At 69.2% G+C, this 21,286-nt stretch carries 16 protein-coding genes, 1 tRNA gene and 1 pseudogene; 3 read left to right on the top strand and 15 right to left on the bottom strand.

The window, feature by feature from the left end:
- The 7 genes from Q8W71_RS17375 to Q8W71_RS17345 all read right to left on the bottom strand — a co-directional run bounded on the left by Q8W71_RS17375 (position 1) and on the right by Q8W71_RS17345 (position 13,682).
- Positions 1–1,095: a cell wall hydrolase gene (locus Q8W71_RS17375; RefSeq protein WP_305526732.1), complete on the bottom strand. Its 1,095-nt coding sequence runs from the start codon at positions 1,093–1,095 to the stop codon at positions 1–3.
- 274 nt (positions 1,096–1,369) lie between these two features.
- Positions 1,370–5,578 carry a DNA-directed RNA polymerase subunit beta' gene (gene rpoC, locus Q8W71_RS17370; protein ID WP_305526648.1) on the bottom strand — a complete coding sequence of 1,403 codons (4,209 nt, stop codon included), beginning with the start codon at positions 5,576–5,578 and terminating at the stop codon, positions 1,370–1,372.
- A 251-nt stretch (positions 5,579–5,829) separates the two neighbouring features.
- Positions 5,830–9,954 (bottom strand): DNA-directed RNA polymerase subunit beta, encoded by a 4,125-nt coding sequence (gene rpoB, locus Q8W71_RS17365; protein ID WP_305526647.1) that lies wholly within the window; start codon positions 9,952–9,954, stop codon positions 5,830–5,832.
- Between the two features lie 238 nt (positions 9,955–10,192).
- Positions 10,193–10,573, bottom strand: coding sequence for a 50S ribosomal protein L7/L12 (gene rplL / locus Q8W71_RS17360; protein ID WP_305526646.1), 381 nt, complete (start codon positions 10,571–10,573; stop codon positions 10,193–10,195).
- 49 nt (positions 10,574–10,622) lie between these two features.
- A complete protein-coding gene (gene rplJ, locus Q8W71_RS17355; protein ID WP_305526645.1) occupies positions 10,623–11,141 on the bottom strand; it encodes a 50S ribosomal protein L10 in 519 nt (172 codons plus the stop codon).
- A 602-nt stretch (positions 11,142–11,743) separates the two neighbouring features.
- Complete coding sequence (locus Q8W71_RS17350) at positions 11,744–12,019, bottom strand: type II toxin-antitoxin system ParD family antitoxin (RefSeq protein WP_305526644.1); 276 nt, start codon at positions 12,017–12,019, stop codon at positions 11,744–11,746.
- Between the two features lie 19 nt (positions 12,020–12,038).
- Positions 12,039–13,682 (bottom strand): B12-binding domain-containing radical SAM protein, encoded by a 1,644-nt coding sequence (locus tag Q8W71_RS17345; RefSeq protein WP_305526643.1) that lies wholly within the window; start codon positions 13,680–13,682, stop codon positions 12,039–12,041.
- Positions 13,683–13,883: 201 nt separating this feature from the next.
- On the opposite strand from Q8W71_RS17345, the gene Q8W71_RS17340 reads away from it, so the two are divergent.
- Both Q8W71_RS17340 and Q8W71_RS17335 read left to right on the top strand, forming a co-directional pair.
- Entirely contained in the window at positions 13,884–14,075 is a 192-nt protein-coding gene (locus Q8W71_RS17340; protein WP_305526642.1) for a hypothetical protein, read from the top strand.
- Positions 14,076–14,100: 25 nt separating this feature from the next.
- Positions 14,101–14,853, top strand: coding sequence for a sulfite exporter TauE/SafE family protein (locus Q8W71_RS17335; protein WP_305526641.1), 753 nt, complete (start codon positions 14,101–14,103; stop codon positions 14,851–14,853).
- Positions 14,854–15,007: 154 nt separating this feature from the next.
- Here the strand turns inward: Q8W71_RS17335 and rplA are convergent, their stop codons facing one another.
- The 6 genes from rplA to tuf form a co-directional block, all read right to left on the bottom strand.
- On the bottom strand, positions 15,008–15,706 hold the full coding sequence (gene rplA, locus Q8W71_RS17330; protein WP_305526640.1) for a 50S ribosomal protein L1: 699 nt from the start codon (positions 15,704–15,706) through the stop codon (positions 15,008–15,010).
- Between the two features lie 12 nt (positions 15,707–15,718).
- Positions 15,719–16,168, bottom strand: a complete 450-nt coding sequence (gene rplK / locus Q8W71_RS17325; protein WP_305526639.1) for a 50S ribosomal protein L11 — start codon at positions 16,166–16,168, stop codon at positions 15,719–15,721.
- Between the two features lie 233 nt (positions 16,169–16,401).
- Positions 16,402–16,935 carry a transcription termination/antitermination protein NusG gene (gene nusG / locus Q8W71_RS17320; protein ID WP_238248993.1) on the bottom strand — a complete coding sequence of 178 codons (534 nt, stop codon included), beginning with the start codon at positions 16,933–16,935 and terminating at the stop codon, positions 16,402–16,404.
- A 57-nt stretch (positions 16,936–16,992) separates the two neighbouring features.
- The gene (secE, locus tag Q8W71_RS17315) at positions 16,993–17,289 is read right to left on the bottom strand and encodes a preprotein translocase subunit SecE (RefSeq protein ID WP_305526638.1); all 297 of its coding nucleotides are present in this window, start codon (positions 17,287–17,289) and stop codon (positions 16,993–16,995) included.
- Positions 17,290–17,461: 172 nt separating this feature from the next.
- Positions 17,462–17,538 (bottom strand) — tRNA-Trp (locus Q8W71_RS17310).
- A gap of 174 nt (positions 17,539–17,712) precedes the next feature.
- Positions 17,713–18,903, bottom strand: a complete 1,191-nt coding sequence (tuf, locus tag Q8W71_RS17305) for an elongation factor Tu (protein ID WP_305526637.1) — start codon at positions 18,901–18,903, stop codon at positions 17,713–17,715.
- Between the two features lie 303 nt (positions 18,904–19,206).
- Here tuf and Q8W71_RS17300 point away from each other — a divergent pair, with 303 nt between their 5' ends.
- Positions 19,207–20,073, top strand: coding sequence for an outer membrane protein (locus Q8W71_RS17300; RefSeq protein ID WP_305526636.1), 867 nt, complete (start codon positions 19,207–19,209; stop codon positions 20,071–20,073).
- Positions 20,074–20,162: 89 nt separating this feature from the next.
- Here Q8W71_RS17300 and Q8W71_RS17295 read toward each other — a convergent pair whose 3' ends face one another.
- Both Q8W71_RS17295 and Q8W71_RS17290 read right to left on the bottom strand, forming a co-directional pair.
- Complete coding sequence (locus tag Q8W71_RS17295; protein ID WP_305526635.1) at positions 20,163–20,426, bottom strand: hypothetical protein; 264 nt, start codon at positions 20,424–20,426, stop codon at positions 20,163–20,165.
- Positions 20,427–20,607: 181 nt separating this feature from the next.
- Positions 20,608–21,286 (bottom strand): annotated as a pseudogene (locus Q8W71_RS17290) (IS5 family transposase); the annotation flags it as partial.

Raw genomic sequence — 21,286 nt, 5'->3', positions numbered from 1 at the left:
TCAGGTCTGGCCGCGCCTGAGGCCGTAGAAGATGTGGCGGCCGATCACGTCGAGGCGGCGCAGGCGGCGCGACCAGCCGGGCCGCACGTAGTCGGCGTGGTAGTGCGTGGCGCCCCCGACCTCGGCGAGGTAGGTGCGGCCCTCCAGCACCGACTGAGCGATCCGGGTGGCGGAGGCCCAGGCGCCCGCGTCGGTGATGCGCAGCGACTTGCCCTCGCAGGCGAAGGAGAACTGGCAGCCCATGTAGCGGTGCCGGTTCTGGTAGACGACGCCGCAGACGCTCGCCGGGTACAGCCCGCTCTTGACCCGGTTCAGCACCACCTGCGCCACCGCCGCCTGCCCGGCCTCCGGCTCGCTGCGGGCCTCGAAATACACCGCCTCGGACAGGCAGCGCTGCTCCTTGTCGAGGGATTCGGGATCGATCAGCTCGCTGTAGCGGCGCCGGGCATCCTCCGGCACCGACTGCGTCGGCGCCTCGCGGTCCGGGCGCAGGGTGAAGTCGGGCAGCGCGAGGCTCGCGGCGGCGATCTCGACGGGAATCGCGTCGGCGGGCGCAGGCGTGGTCGAGGACAGGGCCACCGCCTTCGGGACCGGGGGCGTCGAGCCGTCGAAGCGCTCGGCCTCGCCGTCGCCGGTCAGGTCGGCGCTGCCCGCGCCGGTGGAGGCGGCGCTGCCGGCACCGGTGGTCAGGCCGAGATCGGGCACCGGCACGAAGCCGGGATCGGGCTCAGCCTCCGCGTCCCAGATCGCGGAGCCCGGCGTCAGCGCGCCGCTGACGCTGCCGGTGACGTCACCGAACAGCAGCGCCGCGCCGGTCTCCTGGAGGGTGGCGGCGCGCCGGGCGAAACTCGCGCCGGGCGGGCGCAACGGATCGCCCTTGGCGGCCCGCTCGATCATGGGAAAGACGTGGGCGCCGATCTTGAGGTCGCCCCGCAGCGGGTCGTCGCCGGTCCGGCGCGCGGCGCCGATCAGCACCGAGCCGGGCGGCAGGGCCGGGACGACCCGCCCGTCGAGCAGGCCGACCAAGCTCGCCCCGACGGCGTTCTCCGTGCCCGCATCCGCGGTGAACGAGACCAGCAGGCCGAGGCCCGCGATCCACGGCGTCAGGGCGGCCGACAGCCAGCGCAGGCCCGTCTCCCGCCGTCCGCGTCCAGCTCCCCGTCTCGCGCCCACGATCCACCGACCCGCACATGCCCGCGACACCCGCCACGCTGCGGCCCGAACATGGCCGCTCTGGTGCCGGTGCAGGAACTATCGGTGGGTATGGTTGAGCGGGGGTTAAGCCGCGAAGGGGCTCGTGTCCCGGCACGAAAAAGGGCGGCCCGCGGGCCGCCCTCTTCGTCCTCAACCTCTCGGCAGAGCGAAAAAATCACTCCGCCGCGGGGGGCAGTTCCTCGACCGGGTCGGCGGCGCTCTCGGTCCGCTTCTGCTGCAGGATAAGGTTGTCGCGCCGCCGCGCCACGGCGCGGATGTCGGCCACCATCGAGCCCGTGCCCGCCGGGATGAGCGAGCCGACGATGACGTTCTCCTTCAGGCCCTCCAGGGTGTCGACCTTGCCGTTGACGGCGGCCTCGGTCAGCACGCGGGTGGTCTCCTGGAACGAGGCCGCCGAGATGAACGACTTCGTCTGGAGCGATGCCTTGGTGATGCCGAGCAGCACCGGCACGCCCTGGACCGGCTTCTTGCCCTCGGCCAGCAGCTTCTCGTTGATGTCGGTCAGCTCCGTCCGGTCGATCTGGTCGCCCGACAGGATGTCGGAGTCGCCGCCGTCGGTGATCTCCACCTTCTGCAGCATCTGCCGGACGATCACCTCGATGTGCTTGTCGTTGATCGACACGCCCTGAAGCCGGTAGACCTCCTGGATCTCGTTGACGAGGTAGGCGGCGAGCTCCTCCACGCCCTTGATCGCCAGGATGTCGTGCGGCGCCGGGTTGCCGTCGACGATGTAGTCGCCGAGCTCGACCACGTCCCCGTCCTGCAAGTGGATGTGCTTGCCCTTGGGGATCAGGTACTCGACCGGCTCCGACCCGTCGTGCGGGGTCAGCGTCAGGCGGCGCTTGTTCTTGTAGTCGCGCCCGAAGGCGATGGTGCCCGACTTCTCGGCGATGATCGCCGCGTCCTTCGGGCGCCGGGCCTCGAACAGCTCCGCCACACGCGGCAGACCGCCGGTGATGTCGCGGGTCTTGGCCGACTCGGTGGAGACGCGGGCGAGGATGTCGCCGGCCTTCACCTGGGCGCCCGGGTCGAAGCCGATGATGGCGTCCACGGGGAGGAAGTAGCGGGCGTCCGAGCCGCGCGGCAGCTTGACGGCCTTACCCTCGCGATCGACGACGACCATCGCCGGCTTGAGGTCCGAGGTCCGCGCCGAGCCGCGCCAGTCGATGACGACGCGCTTGGCGATGCCGGTCGACTCGTCGGTGGTCTCGGTCATCGACTGGCTGTCGTACAGGTCCTCGTAGGCCACCACGCCGTCGACCTCGGTTAGGATCGGACGGGTGTAGGGGTCCCACTCGGCGATACGCTGGCCGCGCTTGATCTTGTCGCCCTCGTCGACGCGCAGCTTGGCGCCGTATTGCAGGCGGTGGACCGCCCGCTCCACGCCGTCCGAGCCGACGATCACCACCGCCACGTTGCGGCCGGTGGCAATCAGGTCGCCGTCGGTGTTCTTCGCGATCGCCCGGTTGCGGATCCGGATCGTGCCCTCGAAGCTCGACTCGATGAACGACGAGTCGGCGATCTGGGCCGCGCCGCCGATGTGGAAGGTGCGCATCGTGAGCTGGGTGCCCGGCTCGCCAATCGACTGCGCCGCGATGACACCGACCGCCTCGCCCATGTTGACGGGCGTGCCGCGGGCGAGGTCGCGCCCGTAGCAGGTGGCGCAGACGCCGCTCTTGGTGGCGCAGACGAGCACCGAGCGGATCTTCACCTCCTGGATGCCGGCGGCGTTGATCGCCGGCAGGTGGCGCTCCTCGATCGTCTCGCCGGTGGCGACGATGACGGTCCCGTCCTGCGCCACCAGATCCTCCGCCGAGGCGCGGCCGAGGATCCGGGTGGCGAGCGTCGCCACCACTTGGCCGGCATCGACGATGGCGCGCATCTTGATGCCGTTGGTGGTGCCGCAATCCACCTCGCGGATCACCGCGTCCTGGGCCACGTCGACGAGGCGGCGGGTCAGGTAGCCGGAATTGGCGGTCTTGAGCGCGGTGTCGGCCAGACCCTTGCGGGCGCCGTGGGTCGAGTTGAAGTACTCGAGAACGTCGAGGCCTTCCTTGAAGTTCGAGATGATCGGCGTCTCGATGATCTCGCCCGACGGCTTGGCCATGAGGCCGCGCATCGCCGCGAGCTGCTTCATCTGCGCCGGCGAGCCGCGGGCACCCGAGTGGCTCATCATGTAGATCGAGTTGACCTGCTTGTCGGCGCCGGTGTCGTCCTTCTGCACCGACGAGATCCGGCCCATCATCTCCTGGGCCAGCTTGTCCGAGCACTTCGCCCAGGCGTCGACGACCTTGTTGTACTTCTCGCCCTGGGTGATCAGGCCGTCATTGTACTGCTGCTCGTAGTCCTTCACGAGCGTGCGGGTGGCGTCGACGATCGACCACTTGTTCTCCGGCACCACCATGTCGTCCTTGCCGAACGAGATGCCGGCGCGGAAGGCGTGGGTGAAGCCGAGACCCATGATGCGGTCGCAGAAGATCACCGACTCCTTCTGACCGCAGTGGCGGTAGACGGTGTCGATCATCGCCGAGATCTCCTTCTTGGTCATCAGCTTGTTGACGACGTCGAAGGGCACCTTCGGGTGCAGCGGCAGGGCGCCGGACAGGATCACCCGGCCCGGGGTGGTGTCGTAGGTCTTGACCATCGGCTCGCCGTCGGGGCCGATGCCCTTCCAGCGCCACTTGATCTTCGAGTGCAGCTTGACGGCGTCGGCGGCGAGCGCGTGTTCCAGCTCGCCGAGGTTGCCGTAGACGCCCTGCATCGGGTTGGTCTTGCTGGTCGCGTCGAACGCGCCGGGCAGGCCCTCGCCGACGATCGACAGGTAGTAGAGGCCGAGCACGATGTCCTGGCTCGGCACGATGATCGGCTGGCCGTTGGCCGGGTGCAGGATGTTGTTGGTCGACATCATCAGCACGCGCGCCTCCAACTGGGCCTCGAGGCTCAGCGGGACGTGCACGGCCATCTGGTCGCCGTCGAAGTCGGCGTTGAACGCGGCGCAGACCAGCGGGTGGAGCTGGATCGCCTTGCCCTCGATCAGCTTCGGCTCGAACGCCTGGATGCCCAGCCGGTGCAGCGTCGGCGCGCGGTTCAGCATCACCGGGTGCTCGCGGATGACCTCGTCCAGGATGTCCCAGACCTCCGGCTTCTCCTTCTCGACGAGCTTCTTGGCCTGCTTCACCGTGGCGGAGAAACCCTTGGCGTCGAGGCGCGCGTAGATGAACGGCTTGAACAGCTCCAGCGCCATCTTCTTGGGCAGGCCGCACTGGTGCAGCTTCAGCTCGGGACCGACCACGATGACCGAGCGGCCCGAGTAGTCGACGCGCTTGCCGAGCAGGTTCTGGCGGAACCGGCCCTGTTTGCCCTTCAGCATGTCGGCGAGCGACTTCAGCGGGCGCTTGTTGGCGCCGGTGATGACGCGGCCGCGGCGGCCGTTATCGAACAGCGCATCGACCGCTTCCTGAAGCATGCGCTTCTCGTTGCGGATGATGATGTCCGGCGCGCGCAGCTCGATCAGCCGCTTGAGGCGGTTGTTGCGGTTGATGACGCGGCGGTACAGGTCGTTGAGATCGGACGTGGCGAAGCGGCCGCCGTCCAGCGGGACCAGCGGGCGCAGGTCCGGCGGGATGACGGGGACGACGGTCAGGATCATCCACTCCGGCTTGTTGCCGGACATCTGGAACGCCTCGATGATCTTGAGGCGCTTGAGGAGCTTCTTCGGCTTCAGCTCGGAGGTGGTGACGGCGATCTCCTCGCGCAGATCGTTGGCGATCTTGTCGAGGTCGAGTTCCTGGAGGATGCGCCGGATGGCCTCGGCGCCGATCATCGCGGTGAACGAATCCTCGCCGTACTCCTCCTGCGCGCGCAGATACTCCTCCTCCGAGAGGAGCTGACGCTCCTTCAGGGGGGTGAGGCCCGGCTCGATGACGCAGTAGGACTCGAAGTACAGGATCCGCTCAAGGTCCTTGAGCGCCATGTCGAGCAGCAGGCCGATGCGGCTCGGCAGCGACTTCAGGAACCAGATGTGCGCGACGGGGGCGGCCAGCTCGATATGGCCCATGCGGTCGCGCCGGACGCGCGCGAGGGTGACCTCGACGCCGCACTTCTCGCAGATGACGCCCTTGTACTTCATCCGCTTGTACTTGCCGCACAAGCACTCGTAGTCCTTGATCGGCCCGAAGATCCGCGCGCAGAACAGGCCGTCGCGCTCGGGCTTGAAGGTCCGGTAGTTGATCGTCTCGGGCTTCTTGATCTCGCCGTATGACCAGGAGAGAATCTTCTCCGGGGACGAGATCGAGATCTTGATCTGATCGAAGCTGACCGGCTGGGCCTGCTGGTTGAAAAGGTTCATGACCTCTTGGTTCATGATCCGCTCCCTGTTGACGCCGCTCGCCCCGCGCCGGGCGACCGCGTCCGAAAGAAACCGGCGCCGCGCTCGGCCGGAGCGCCGCTGGCCGTCGTCGTGATCGGGAGGCCCCGCCCCTCCCCGCTCGACCGCGGCGGCTTGGAGCCGCCGCGGGAGGTGGTCGTTCCGCTTCGAGCACCTCACGAAACTCCCGGTCACCGGGAGCCCTCCCACCAGACGCGACGGCCCGGCGGGAGTTTCGTGATTGGCTCTTACTCGGCGGCGTCCGCCGGCGGTTCGAGCTGGTCGTTCGCGGCCTTCTTGGAGGAGGTCAGCTCGACGTTGAGGCCGAGCGAGCGCATCTCCTTGACCAGCACGTTGAACGACTCGGGGATGCCCGCCTCGAAGGTGTCGTCGCCGCGCACGATGGCCTCGTAGACCTTGGTGCGGCCGGCCACGTCGTCCGACTTGACGGTGAGCATCTCCTGGAGCGTGTACGCCGCGCCGTAGGCCTCCAGCGCCCAGACCTCCATCTCGCCGAAGCGCTGGCCGCCGAACTGCGCCTTGCCGCCCAGCGGCTGCTGGGTGACGAGCGAGTATGGGCCGATCGAGCGCGCGTGGATCTTGTCGTCCACGAGGTGGTGCAGCTTGAGCATGTAGATGTAGCCCATCGTCACCTTGCGGTCGAAGGGTTCGCCGGTCCGCCCGTCGTAGAGCGTCGACTGCGCCGAGCGATCGAGCCCGGCCATCTCCAGCATCTGCTCGATGTCGGCCTCCTTGGCGCCGTTGAACACCGGGGTGGCCATCGGCACGCCGCGGCGGACGTTGTTGCCGGCCTCAGCCAAATCCTCGTCCGACAGCCCGGCGAGTTCGGAGGGCGAATAGATCGCCTCCATCTCGCTGCGCAGCGGCGCGATGTCCTGCGTCTTCAGATAGGCATCGACCGCCCTGGACACCTTGCGCCCTAAGCCCGCAGCCGCCCAGCCGAGGTGCGTCTCGAGGATCTGGCCGACGTTCATGCGCGAGGGCACGCCGAGCGGGTTGAGCACGATGTCGGCGTGGGTGCCGTCCTCCAGGAACGGCATGTCCTCGATCGGCACGATGCGCGACACGACGCCCTTGTTGCCGTGGCGGCCGGCCATCTTGTCGCCGGGCTGGATCTTGCGCTTCACCGCCACGAAGACCTTGACCATCTTCATGACGCCGGGCGGAAGCTCGTCGCCGCGCTGCAGCTTCTCGACCTTGTCGAGGAAGCGCTGCTCCAGGCGCTTCTTCGACTCGTCGTACTGCTTCTGCATCGCCTCCATCTCGGTCATGAGACGGTCTTCGACGACGGCGAACTGCCACCACTGCGAGCGCGGGTAGTCGTTGATCAGCTCGCGGGTGAGCGTCGTGTCCTTGCGGAAGCCCTTCGGGCCGGCCACGGGCGCCTGACCGATCAGCACGTCCGCCAGCCGGGCGTAGGTGTTGCGGTCGAGGATCGCCTGCTCGTCGTCGCGGTCCTTGGCGAGCCGCTCGATCTCCTCGCGCTCGATCGCCTGCGCGCGCTCGTCCTTGTCGACGCCGTGGCGGTTGAACACGCGGACTTCCACGATCGTGCCGGTCACGCCCGGGGGGACCCGGAGCGAGGTGTCGCGCACGTCGGACGCCTTCTCGCCGAAGATGGCGCGCAGGAGCTTCTCCTCCGGCGTCATCGGGCTCTCGCCCTTCGGCGTGATCTTGCCGACGAGGATGTCGCCGGCGTGGACCTCGGCGCCGATGTAGACGATGCCTGCCTCGTCGAGGTTCTTCAGCGCCTCTTCCGACACGTTCGGGATGTCGCGGGTGATCTCCTCCGGCCCGAGCTTGGTGTCGCGGGCCATCACCTCGAACTCCTCGATGTGGATCGAGGTGAACACGTCATCCTTCACGATCCGCTCGGAGAGCAGGATCGAATCCTCGAAGTTGTAGCCGTTCCACGGCATGAACGCGACGAGGACGTTGCGGCCGAGCGCCAGCTCGCCGAACTCGGTGGACGGACCGTCGGCGATGATCTCGCCCTTCCGCACCGGCTCGCCGACCCGCACCAGCGGCTTCTGCGTGATGCAGGTCGACTGGTTCGAGCGCTGGAATTTTTGCAGGCGGTAGATGTCGACGCCGGGCTTGTTGGCGTCGGCCTCTTCCGTGGCGCGGATGACGATACGGGTGGCGTCCACCTGATCGACGATGCCGGTGCGGCGCGCGGCGATTGCCGCGCCGGAGTCGCGGGCGACCACGGCCTCCATGCCGGTGCCGACGAACGGCGCGTCGGCCCGCACCAGCGGCACCGCCTGCCGCTGCATGTTCGAGCCCATCAAGGCGCGGTTGGCGTCGTCGTTCTCGAGGAACGGGATCAGCGCCGCGGCGACCGACACGAGCTGCTTCGGCGACACGTCCATGAGGTCGACGCGCTCGGGCCCGACGACGATGACCTCGCCCGCCCGACGGCAGACCACGAGGTCCTCCGTGAGCTTGCGCCCCTCGTCCATCTGCGCGTTCGCCTGCGCGACGTAGTACTTCGCCTCCTCCATGGCCGAGAGGTAGGCGACCTCGTCGGTGACCACGCCGTCGCGCACGCGGCGGAACGGGGTCTCGATGAAGCCGTACTTGTTCACCCGCGCGAAGGTCGCGAGCGAGTTGATCAGGCCGATGTTCGGGCCTTCCGGGGTCTCGATCGGGCAGATGCGGCCGTAATGGGTCGGGTGCACGTCGCGCACCTCGAAGCCGGCGCGCTCGCGGGTCAGACCGCCCGGGCCGAGCGCCGACAGGCGGCGCTTGTGCGTCACCTCGGAGAGCGGGTTGGTCTGATCCATGAACTGCGAGAGCTGCGACGAGCCGAAGAACTCGCGCACCGCCGCCGCCGCGGGCTTGGCGTTGATCAGGTCCTGCGGCATCACCGTGTCGATGTCGACCTGGCTCATGCGCTCGCGGATGGCGCGCTCCATGCGGAGCAGGCCGAGCCGGTACTGGTTCTCCATCAGCTCGCCGACCGAGCGCACCCGGCGATTGCCGAGGTGGTCGATGTCGTCGATCTCGCCGCGGCCGTCGCGCAGGTCCACGAGCGCCTTGACGACGGCGAGCATGTCCTCCTTGCGGAGCGTGCGCACCGTATCGGCGGCGTCGAGGTCGAGGCGCATGTTCATCTTCACGCGCCCGACCGCCGAGAGATCGTAGCGCTCGGCGTCGAAGAACAGCGAGTGGAACATCGCCTCGGCGGTGTCGAGGGTCGGCGGCTCGCCCGGGCGCATCACCCGGTAGATGTCGAACAGCGCGCCTTCGCGGGCCGAGTTCTTGTCGACCGCCAGCGTGTTGCGGATGTAGGGACCGACGTTGACGTGGTCGATGTCGAGCACCGGCAGCTCGGACACGCCGGCATCCTCCAGCGCCTTCAGGAGCTTCTCGGTGATCTCCTCGCCGGCCTCCGCCCAGATCTCGCCGGTGTGGGTGTTGACCAGATCCTCGGCGATGTACTGGCTGACGAGATCCTCGTCGGTCGCCTTGAGGAACTTGGTGCCCTTCTCGGTGATCTGGCGGGCGTTGCGGGCGTTGAGCTTCTTGCCGGCCTCCAGCACGACCTCGCCGGAATCGGCGTCGATCAGGTCGGCGGCGGCCTTCATGCCCTTCATCCGCTCGGCGTCGAACGGCACGCGCCAGTCGGCGCCGTCGCGGTCGTAGACCACGCGGTTGTAGAAGGTCGACAGGATCTCCTCGCCGTCGAGGCCGAGCGCGTAGAGCAGCGAGGTCGCCGGCAGCTTGCGCTTCCGGTCGATGCGCACGTGCACGATGTCCTTGGCATCGAACTCCACGTCGAGCCACGAGCCGCGGTACGGGATGATGCGCGCGGCGAACAGGAGCTTGCCGGACGAGTGGGTCTTGCCCTTGTCGTGGTCGAAGAACACGCCCGGCGAGCGGTGCATCTGCGAGACGATGACGCGCTCGGTGCCGTTGACGATGAAGGTGCCGTTCTCCGTCATCAGGGGCATGTCGCCCATGTAGACGTCCTGCTCCTTGATGTCCTTGACGGACTTCGCCTGCGTGTCCGGATCGACGTCGAACACGATCAGCCGCAGGGTCACCTTGAGCGGCGCCGCGAAGGTGATGCCGCGCTGGCGGCACTCGTCGACATCGTATTTCGGCGGCTCGAACGTGTAGCGCACGAACTCCAACAGCGCCGTCGAGGCGAAGTCGGAGATCGGGAACACCGACTTGAACACGCTCTGGAGGCCTTCCTCGGCCCGGCCGCCCTCCGGCTCGTCGACCATCAGGAACTGGTCGTAGGACGCCTTCTGAACCTCGATGAGGTTCGGCATCTCGGCGACTTCCTTGATCTTGCCGAAGAACTTCCGAATGCGCTTGCGACCGACCAGCGTGTTGGCCATGTGACCTCGCTCCATCCCGCGTGCCCTGAGGCCCGGGGAAGCCTCGCGGCTCCCGCACCGGGCCGCGGCACGCCCCCGCCGGGCCGCACCGCCTGAAATCTCTCTGACGCTGGCCCCATCCAGCGCCGGCCGCCAGAGCGGCCTAAAGCCCGCGGGTGCAGCACCCGCGGGCTCCGGTCACGACAGGCCCTGCGCGGACCTCCGTGGGGTGATGGGCCGGGTCCGGCCCACCGTGGTCTTACTTGAGCTCGACCTTGGCGCCGGCCTTCTCGAGCTGGGCCTTGAGCTTCTCGGCCTCGTCCTTGGCGACGCCCTCCTTGACGGGCTTCGGCGCGCCCTCGACGAGGTCCTTGGCCTCCTTGAGGCCGAGGCCGGTGATCGCGCGGACCTCCTTGATGACCTCGATCTTCTTGTCGCCGGCGGCGGCGAGCACGACCGTGAACTCGGTCTGCTCCTCGACGGCGGCGGCGGCGCCACCACCGGCGGCCGGGCCGGCGGCCACGGCGACGGCGGCGGCGGCCGAGACGCCCCACTTCTCCTCGAGCATCTTGGCGAGGTCGGCGGCCTCGAGAACGGTCAGCGACGACAGGTCGTCGACGAGCTTGGCAAGATCAGCCATTTTCGGATCCTCTCAGGATATCGGTTCGAACGGGTGGTTTTGAAAGGCCTCAGGCGGCCTCGTCCTTCTTGGCATAGGCCCCGAACACGCGGGCGAGCTTGGCCGCCGGCGCGTTGGTGAGCTGGGCGAGCTTGGTCGCGGGCGCCTGGATGAGGCCCACGAGCTTGCCGCGCAGTTCGTCCAGCGACGGAAGCGCGGCGAGCGCCTTCACACCGTCGGGGTTCAGGGCGGTCTTCCCCATCGCGCCGCCGAGGATCACGAGCTTGTCGTTGGCCTTGGCGAAATCGACCGCGACCTTGGCGGCGGCGACCGGATCGCCCGAGTAGGCGAGCAGGGTCGGGCCCTTCAGGAGCGGCTTGATGGAGGCGACGTCCGTGCCATCGAGAGCGATGCCGGCGAGGCTGTTCTTGGCGACCTTCACGGTGGCGCCGGCCTGCTTCATCTGCGCGCGCAGCTTCTGCATGTCGGCGACCGTGAGGCCCTTGTAGTGGGCCACGACGACGACGGCGCTCGTGGTGAACACGCCGTTGAGCGTCGAGACGAGGTCAGCTTTAGCTGTCCGGTCCACTGGGCTCTCTCCGGTTGGCGGAACCCGGTCTCGGGCCCGCCGGTTGCACATGCCGCCCGGACGCAGTCTCGGCCTTGAAAGACCGGGAACGTCCGAACGACGCTTCGCGGCCCTGTCCCCGAACGTGGCCTCCGGGGAGGCTCGCCGCGGGTGAGTTGGTTCAAACCGACACCCCTCCGCGGCCCGAGGCCGTGGCGAGGCTTTTCAAGAGTTCGGTCATCCCCGTCTGTGCAGGCTGGTCTTGGATTAAGCCGGCGAACCGGCACCTGCAGTCTCGGACAGGACATGGCCGGACGCGGACCCGAAGGGCTTTTCACCCTCCCGATCCCGCCGGCCAGAGCCGCCCGGTTGCCCAGGCGACATTTCGAACGGAAACCGGCCGATCGGCCGTCTCCTTCCATGAGGTGAATGGCGTGAGGCGCGGTATATAGAGCCTAGCAAGCGCCCTGCCAAGGGCCGAAGCGCGACTTTTCCGCCGCAGGCAAGGGGATGCGGCAGGGGATGCATGCGGGGCATGCGCGGGTGAGCGTGCTCACGGATCGGGCTCGGTCTCGCCGAGGAGCGCCTCGACATCGCGGCCGCGGTACAGGACCCGGACGATCTCAAGCGCCACGATCGTTCCGGCGGACCCGCTCCGCGTGCCTCTCCTCCAATCGGTCGAAGACCGCGTCGAGGGGGAGGGTTGGCCCGACGGCGTCGAACGCCTCGCCGATCTCGCGCAGCAGGGCGTCCCGATGCGTACCGCGGTCGGCTTCCCGCTGTTCCAGCAGCTTGAGGCCGGCGCGCACGACCTCCGTCGCGTCGCGGAAACGGCCGCTGTCGACCTGATCGCGGACGAAGCCGTCGAAATGGGGCCCCAGATCGATCTCGGTCGTCACGGGCCCGTCCTCCCCGGCCTCACGCCGCCTCGCGCTCGGGCACCAGCCGGCGCCGGGCGTTCGCCCACCACGAGCGGCGCCGGGCGGCCTCCGTCTCCGCCGCCTTGGCGGCGTAGAACGAGGCGTTGTGCTCGCCGCGCAGGGCCTCGCGGGTGAAGCGGATGAGGTGATGGGCGACGAAGCCCATGTTGAACACCGCCTCGATCTGGCCGCGCCGCAGCGCGTAGCCCGCCGCCTGCCAGAACGGCCGCCGGTAGTCGGAGAACAGGCCGACCCGGGTGATGATGTTGAAGCCGAGGATCAGGCCGCGGCGCAGGTTGGTGAAGGTCAGCTTGCCCTTGGTCGGCGTCACGATCCGGTGCGTATAGGTGGTGTCGCACTGGTGCTTGAACCGCTCGAAGATCTTCTCCGGCGCGTAGGCGTGGCCGATCGCCCGGCGCCAGCTCGCCACCACGCTGTCGTGCGGGCGCTTGAACAGCACGTTCGATTCGAGCGCCGCGTCGTGCACCAGCCGCCCTTCCCGCTCCAGCCGGTCCCACAGGGGCGTCTTGGGCAGGGCCTGGAGCAGGTTGATGGTCAGCACCGGGATCGCCGAGCGGTCGATGAAGTCGATCAGGTTCTGCTCGGAGCGGTCGGTGTCGGAGTCGAGGCCGAGGATGATGCCGGAGGTGACCTCCAGCCCGTAGGAATTGAGCGTCTCGATCGCCTCGTACATCGGCACGGCGGCGTTGTGGGTCTTGTCGATGCCCTTGAGGGCCTCCGCCTCCGGCGTCTCGATGCCGACGAACACGGTCATGAAGTTCGCCTGCCGCATCAGCTCGAGGATCTCGGGCTGTTTGGCCATGTTGAGCGTCGCCTCGCAGGCGAACTGGAGCGGGTAGTCGTTCCGCTTCTGCCACGCCACGAGGTGCGGCAGCATCTCGCGGGTCGCCTTGCGGTTGCCGATGAAGTTGTCGTCGACGAAGTAGACCACCGCCGGGTGGCCGGGCTGGCTGACGATCGCGTCGAGCTCGGCGCACATCTGCTCCGGCGACTTGAGCCGCGGCTGGCGCCCGTAGAGCTGCGGGATGTCGCAGAACTCGCAGCGGTAGGGGCAGCCCGAGGAGAATTGCAGCGAGCCGATCAGGTAGCGCTTCAGCGGCACCGCCTCGTAGGCCGGGGCCGGGAAGTCGGACAGCGCGAGGCGCTCGGCCGTCTCGTAGACCTCCTGGGCGGCGGGCCGGGCGGTGTCGCGGTCGAGGCGCGCGATCAGCCGGTCGGTGGCGTCGCCGATCTCGCCCATGTGGAGGCAGTCGAAGTCCGGGTACTTCTCGGGCGCGCCCGAGACCGAGGGACCGCCGAGCACGGCGATCCGGCCTGCCGCGTGGGCGCGGGCGCGGATATCGTGGATCTGCCCCTCCTGGATGTGCATCCCTGAGACGAACACGGCGTCGGCCCAGGCGAAGTCGGCGGGCGCGGCGCGGCGGATGTTCTCGTCGATGAACCGGCACTCCCAGGTCTCCGGCATGTAGGCCGCGATCACCAGGAGACCCTGCGGGGGCATGAACGCCTTCACGCCGCCCATGAGCGGGTAGGCGTGGGAGAACGTGCCGAAGGACGGCGTGTAGGCGGGGAAGACGCAGAGGATGCGGCGTCGGGACGTGACGGGAACGGTGCTACGCATGGGGCCTATCTAGCACAGGCCGGACGCTTGGGAGCCCTGTCCGGCGCGCTTATCGGATCCCTCGCTGGATCGTCACGTCCCTTCGGCATCCGCGAAGACAGGGTGCGGCAATCCCGCATTGTCGGCTCGCCGGTCCCCGCCGATCCTCGGACCATGCCGACCCACCTGCCCCGCCCCCGTCCCGAGCCCCCGAAGCCGGCGATGCAAGCAGCCCCGGTCCTCGCCTCCGCGTGGCTCGCGAGCGTGATCCTGCTCGTGGCGGCGCTCGGCGGGGAAGCGCCCAGGCGCTGCGCCATACCCGCTTCGGCCGCCTCGGCCGCGGTCCCGGCGGCGCAGATGGCCGGAATCGACGAGCCCGCGGCGCTGCTGCGGGACATGCTCGGCCGCGATTGAGCCCCTCACCCCGGACGCGAGCCCCGTGCACATCCTTTCCGACCCCGTCATCGTCGCCGCGGTGCTCGCGGCCTTCCTGCTCGCGGGCTTCGTCAAGGGCGTGATCGGCCTCGGCCTGCCGACCGTGGCGATGGGGCTGCTCGGCACGGCCATGCCGCCGGTCCAGGCCGCCGCCCTGCTGATCGTGCCCTCCCTCGTCACCAACCTGTGGCAGTTGCTCGCCGGCCCGAGCATCCGCGCGGTCGCCCGCCGGCTCTGGCCGATGCTGGCCGGCGTCATCGCGGGGACGCTCGCCGGGTCGGGGCTGATGACCGGCCGGGCCGGGCACTGGGCGGCTCTGGGGCTCGGGATCGCCCTGATCGCCTACGCGGTCATCGGGCTCGCCGCGGTGCGGTTCCGGGTGCCGCCGCGGCGCGAGCCCTGGCTCGCGCCGGTGATCGGCGCGGCGACCGGCCTCGTGACGGCGGCGACCGGCGTGTTCGTGCTGCCCGCGGTGCCCTACCTCGCCGCGCTCGGCCTGAAGAAAGACGACCTGATCCAGGCGCTCGGCCTGTCGTTCACGGTCTCGACGCTGGCGCTCGCTGGCGCGCTCGCCACCGCGAGCAGCCTCCAGCCCGGGGAGGTCGGCGCCTCACTGCTGGCGCTCGTGCCCGCGCTCGTCGGCATGGCGGCCGGCGGCTGGCTGCGCGGGCGGGTGAGCGAGGCCGTGTTCCGCCGCTGCTTCTTCGCCGGCCTGCTGGTGCTCGGCGCCCACATCGCGATCCGCGCCGTGCTGTGAACGCAGAGAAGCGGGCGGGGGGGGGCGGGGGGGGGGGGGCGCGCCGCCCCGCCTGGCTAATCCCGGGGGTAACGGCGCGCGCGGCGCGGTGGTGTTCACGCTGAGAGGCGCCCGGCGGGGGCCGGGCGCTTCTCAGTCCGTCGATCCGAAGGAATCAGGCGGTGAGAACGGTCGAGGGCTCGACCTTCACGCCCGGGCCCATCGTCGAGGTGACGGCGATGCGCTGGACGTAGGTGCCCTTGGCGCCCGTGGGCTTCGCCTTGGCGACCGCGTCGGCGAAGGCCTTGATGTTCTCCACGAGCTTCTGCTCGTCGAAGGACACCTTGCCGACGCCGGCGTGGACGATGCCGGCCTTCTCGACGCGGAACTCGACGGCGCCGCCCTTGGCCGCGCCGACCGCGCCCTTCACGTCCATCGTCACGGTGCCGACCTTCGGGTTCGGCATCAGGCCGCGCGGGCCCAGCACCTTACCCAGCCGCCCGACGAGCGGCATCATGTCGGGGGTGGCGATGCAGCGGTCGAACTCGATCTTGCCGCCCTGGACGATCTCCAGGAGATCCTCCGCCCCGACGATGTCGGCGCCCGCCGCCTTGGCGTCGTCCGCCTTGGCGCCGCGGGCGAAGACCGCGACGCGGACCGTGCGGCCGGAGCCGTTCGGCAGGTTGCAGACGCCGCGGACCATCTGGTCGGCGTGGCGCGGATCGACGCCGAGGTTCATCGAGATCTCGACGGTCTCGTCGAACTTGGCGCTCGCCCGCTCCTTCACGAGCTTGATCGCCTCGGCGAGGGGGTAGAGCTTGGTGACCTCAAGCCCCTCGCGGGCGGCGCGGATGCGCTTGCCTTCCTTAGCCATGCTGCCCTCCCCTCACGCCGTGACTTCGAGGCCCATGGCCCGGGCGGAACCCCGGATCATGGCGACCGCCGCGTCGACGGAATCGCAGTTCAGGTCGGGCATCTTCCGCTCGGCGATCTCGCGCAGTTGCGCCTCGGAGATCTTGCCCACCGTCGGGCCCTTGCCCGGGGTCTTGGAGCCCGACGCCGGCTTCTTGCCGAGCTTCAGACCGGCGGCCTTCTTCAGGAAGAAGGTGACCGGCGGCTGCTTCATCTCGAAGGTGAACGAGCGGTCCTGATACGCGGTGATGATCACCGGGATCGGGGTGCCCTTCTCCATCTGCGCGGTCTTCGCGTTGAAGGCCTTGCAGAATTCCATGATGTTGAGGCCGCGCTGACCGAGCGCCGGACCGATCGGCGGCGACGGGTTCGCCGCGCCGGCCGGGACCTGAAGCTTCACGTAGCCCGTGATCTTCTTCGCCATGGGACTGCTCCCAATGTCTGCCCGCCCCCGCGCTGCCGAGGCGCGGCGGGTCGGACGGTTGCAGGTCGCGGTGCGAGCCGTGGATCCCGGAGGCGAGGCCGGGCGGGTCTCCCGCGGGGTTTTGGCGAATAGGGAGTAGCGAATAGCGAATAGACGGCGTCGCGCATGGCGCCGACCGTCGAGAGGGCGGCCGCCCCCTACTCGCTATTCGCTACTCCCTATTCGCTCTACGATCAGGCCTTCTCGACCTGGGCGTATTCCAGCTCCACCGGGGTGGCGCGGCCGAAGATCGACACGGCGACCTTCAGGCGGGAGCGGGCGTCGTCGATCTCCTCGACGGTGCCGTTGAAGCTCGCGAACGGACCGTCGGCGACCCGCACCGTCTCGCCGATCTCGAACGAGATCGAGGGCTTCGGGCGGTCGACGCCCTCGGCGACCTGACCCTTAATGCGCTCGGCCTCGGCGTCCGGGATCGGCACCGGCTTCGACTTGTCGGCGCCGAGGAAGCCCGTGACCTTGGGGGTGTTCTTGATGAGGTGGTAGACCTCGTCGGTGAGGTCGCACTTCACCAGCACGTAGCCGGGGAAGAACTTGCGCTCGGCATCGACCTTCCGGCCGCGGCGGACCTCGACGACCTTCTCGGTGGGGACCATCACCTCGTCGAACAGGTCGGTCAGCCCGCGCTGGGCCGCCTGGTCCTTGATGGACTGGGCGACCTTGTTCTCGAAATTCGAGTAGGCGTGGACGATGTACCAGCGCTTCGACACGGTTCCGTTCAACTCCGATGAGTCCGCCGCCTCCGGTGGGGCCGCGGGGTCAGGCCCCTAGAGCCCGAGGATCAGGCCGACGACGAAGCGCATGGCCTGATCGACCACGGTGAAGAACAGGCTCGCGGCCACCACCATCACGAACACCATGATCGTGGTGATGGTCGTCTCCTTGCGGGAGGGCCACGTGACCTTGCGGGCCTCGTCGCGCACCTGCGCCAGGAACTCGCCGGGGCCGACGCGCTTCTGCGGCGTCCGGGCCGGCGGGGTCTGGCGGGCAGGCGGCGCGGCGTCGCGGCCGCGGGGGGCGCCGCGCGCGAGATCCACCTTCTTGGTCGCTTCGTTCGATGCCATGACGCCGTTGTGTTCGCGTGTGCGGGCCTAGAACCTGCCGGCCGCGTCCGGGAACGCGAACGTGAGGCGCCGAGGGCTCCACGGCCCGCACCGACGGTCGCTTCAGATCTCGGATTGGGCCCGCTCTAGCGCAAGTCCGCCGGCTTGTCGACCGGCGCCGCGCCGAATGGTCTGGCAGGAGTGGAGGGACTCGAACCCGCAACCTCCGGTTTTGGAGACCGGCGCTCTGACCAGTTGAGCTACACTCCTGCGGGCACCGCTCGCGCGGTGCGCCCGCTCCTTGCCGCAATGGGGCGGCGGATGCAAGCGCGATGGCGGCGCCGGAACCCGGATTCGACGCGCGACGAAAAAAGGCCGGCGCGGGGCCGGCCTTTCAGGGGCGGCGCCCCGCTGCACGCGGCGCGCCGTCATGTCTCGAAACGATCAGTCGTTGATGGCGGCGACGACGCCGGCGCCGACGGTGCGGCCGCCCTCGCGGATGGCGAAGCGCAGCTTCTCCTCCATGGCCACCGGCACGATGAGCTGCACGTCCATCGTCACGTTGTCGCCCGGCATCACCATCTCGGTGCCCTCCGGCAGCGTGCACACCCCCGTCACGTCGGTCGTGCGGAAGTAGAACTGCGGCCGGTAGTTCGTGAAGAACGGCGTGTGCCGCCCGCCCTCCTCCTTCGTCAGGATGTAGGCCTCGGCCTTGAACTTGGCGTGCGGCTTCACCGAGCCCGGCTTGCACACCACCTGGCCCCGCTCCACGTCCTCGCGCTTCGTGCCGCGCAGCAGGACGCCGACGTTGTCGCCCGCCTGACCCTGGTCGAGCAGCTTGCGGAACATCTCGACGCCCGTCACCGTCGTCTTCGTGGTCGCCCGGATGCCGACGATCTCGACCTCCTCGCCCACCTTCACGATCCCGCGCTCCACGCGCCCCGTCACCACCGTGCCGCGCCCCGAGATCGAGAACACGTCCTCGATCGGCATCAGGAACGGCATGTCGATCGGACGCTCCGGCTGCGGGATGTAGGCGTCCACCGTCGCCATCAGCGCCAGAACCGCCTCCTTGCCGATCTTGGGCTCCTTGTCCTCCAGCGCCATCAGCGCCGAGCCCTTGGTGATCGGGATGTCGTCGCCCGGGAAGTCGTACTTCGACAGAAGCTCGCGCACCTCCAGCTCGACCAGCTCCAGGAGCTCCTCGTCGTCGACCATGTCGACCTTGTTGAGGAACACCACCAGCGCCGGAACGCCCACCTGGCGCGCCAGCAGGATGTGCTCGCGCGTCTGCGGCATCGGGCCGTCGGCCGCCGACACCACCAGGATCGCCCCGTCCATCTGCGCGGCGCCGGTGATCATGTTCTTCACGTAGTCGGCGTGCCCGGGGCAGTCGACGTGCGCGTAGTGCCGGTTCGTGGTCTCGTACTCCACGTGCGCCGTCGAGATCGTGATCCCGCGCGCCTTCTCCTCCGGCGCCTTGTCGATCTGGTCGTAGGCCGTGAACGTCGCCCCGCCCGACTCCGCCAGGACCTTCGTGATCGCCGCCGTCAACGACGTCTTGCCGTGATCGACGTGGCCGATCGTGCCGATGTTGCAGTGCGGCTTCGTGCGCGAAAACTTTTCCTTGCCCATGATTCCCGTTCCTGCGGCGGGGCCACCAGCGGGTGCCCGGATCGTGCCCGGCCGCCCCGCATCGCGGCGGGGGCGAAAGGCGCGGTCCGCTTAGAGGGAAGGTCCGCCGGGATCAAGGCCCGCGGCCCCCGGGTCACCCGGCCTGTCAAGCTGCACCGATGGCGCCGTGCAGGTGAATATTCGCCCCCGACCCGGTGGTCGGCGGCTTTCGGGCGAGAGTGTGGCATCCAGGGCATAGCGGGCCCCGCACGGCCGAGCTTAGACTGTTCCCAGATCACGGTTACACTGTCGGGTCCCGCCACGATGATGAAGAAGCTCCTCCTCGCCAGCACCGCGGCGACCCTGGTCGCCACGGCCGCCACCGCCGCCGACCTCCCGCGCCGCGCGCCGCCGCCGCCGGTCTTCACCCCCGTGCCGGTGTTCACCTGGACCGGCTTCTACGCCGGCTTCGAGAGCACCTACGTCTTCACCGATCGCCAGCGCATCACCACCGCGGGCATCTCGCCGGTGAACATCGCCAACGTGGCCGCCGCCCGCCGCCCGGCGGTGACCTCGATCACCGACGACGGGTTCGCCAACATCGGCGGCACCGCCGGCTTCAACTACCAGTTCACCCCGGGCTCCGGCTTCGTGGTCGGCATCGCCAACAGCATCGACTGGACCGACCTCGTCAAGAACCGCTACGTCCTCGGCGCCCCGAATGCCGGCGGCGTGGCCGCCAACCCGAACGCCTTCCGCCAGAGCCTCGACTGGCTCGGCACCCTCACCGGCCGCGTCGGCTACGCCTTCGACCGCGTCATGGTCTACGGCCTGGGCGGTCTCGCCTACGGCAACGTCTTCTACGACGCGAACTTCTTCACCCCCGGCGGCGCTCTCGCCTTCGCCGGACGCTACGACGACTTCCAGACCGGCTACGCCTACGGCGGCGGCATCGAGATCGCCATCCCGACCGACAACTTCCTCAACACGTTCGCGGTCGCCAAGTATCTCGGCCTGAAGTACGACGCCCTGACGATCAAGGCCGAGTACGTGCACTACGACCTCGGCAGCCGCAACGTGCTCGTCGCGGCGATCCCGGGCGTGGGCACCGGCGCCGGCTACGTGTCGCGGTTCCGCACCGAGGGCGATCTCGTCCGCGCCGGCTTCAACTACAAGTTCGGCGGTTTCTAGGAGCGGCGGACGACACCGGCCGCCGCGGCGGCCGGCCTGAATGCGGGGGGTGGGGGCTCAGGCCTCCGCCCCTTTCTCGTCGTTCGGACCTATCCGGCCGCGCCGGATTCCAGCGCCTCGGCGCGCGCGGCCGCCTCGACCGCGACGAGGCAACGCCGGCGCGTCCCGGGATCGGCGATGCGGGCGAAGGCATCCTGGAGCGCGGCGGCCTCCATCGCCGCGGCGAGGCGCTCGGGCGCCCGCTGACCCGATCGCGAGACCTGGACGAACGCGTCCGCGGACAGGCCGAACACGGCGGCGATGCGGGCCAGCGCCTGCGCGCGTGAGCGAGCCGCGGCGTCCGTACCGTTCACCGCACCACCGCCCACGCAAACCCCCATCCGCGTTCCGACGGCCGCGCCGCCCTTCGTGAACCCATCGGCCGGACCGGACGGTCGACGCGGGCGCTCCATCGCGCACAACTTTCACGTGCGCAATGTGGCACTTTGCGGACTTGAGCGCCGCGGCATCGCAACCCTCAGAGTCTGCCTGGGATCATATTGTGGTTTGGCAGAGCTTTCGCGTCATGAGGCGGATGGAGGCGAGCAGCAGGAAGGCGCGGGCGGTGCGCGAGCGGCATTCCCAGTCCTTGGCCAGCCTCCGACAGCGGTTGAGCCAAGCAAAAGTCCGCTCGACGATCCAGCGCTTGGGCAGCACGACGAAGCCCTGGGCCTTCTCGGAGCGCTTGACGATCGTCAGCTTGAGCCGACGGCAGACCCGGCGCAGGCCCGCCTTGAAGGCCGGTCCCTGGTAGCCGCCGTCGGCATACAGCCGCAGCAGGAAGGGATAGAGGCCGAACAGGGTCGCCATCACCCAGACGCCGCCGGTGCGGTCCTGCACGCTGGCCGGGTGCACCAGGGCGTGCATCACGAGACCGTGCGCGTCGACGAGGACGTGACGCGTCTTGCCGCGGATCTTCTTGCCCGCGTCGTAGCCCGACGGGTCGATCGACGCCCCCCTTTTTCCGCGCCCTTGACGCTCTGGCTGTCGAGGATGGCGGCCGTCGGACTGGCTTCCCGCCCGGCCTGCTCCCGGCAGGCCATGAACAGCGTGTGGTGGATCCGCGCCAGCGTGCCGTCGTAGTCCCATCGGTCGAGGTAGCCGTGCACGGTCGCGCGCGGCGGCAGATCCGTGGGCAGCGCCCGCCACTGGCAGCCGGTGCTGAGCACGTACA

The organism is Methylobacterium amylolyticum (assembly GCF_030700245.1).
Lineage (GTDB): Bacteria > Pseudomonadota > Alphaproteobacteria > Rhizobiales > Beijerinckiaceae > Methylobacterium.
Note: the sequence above shows the minus strand (reverse complement) of the source record. Positions and strands in the feature narration are given on the sequence as shown.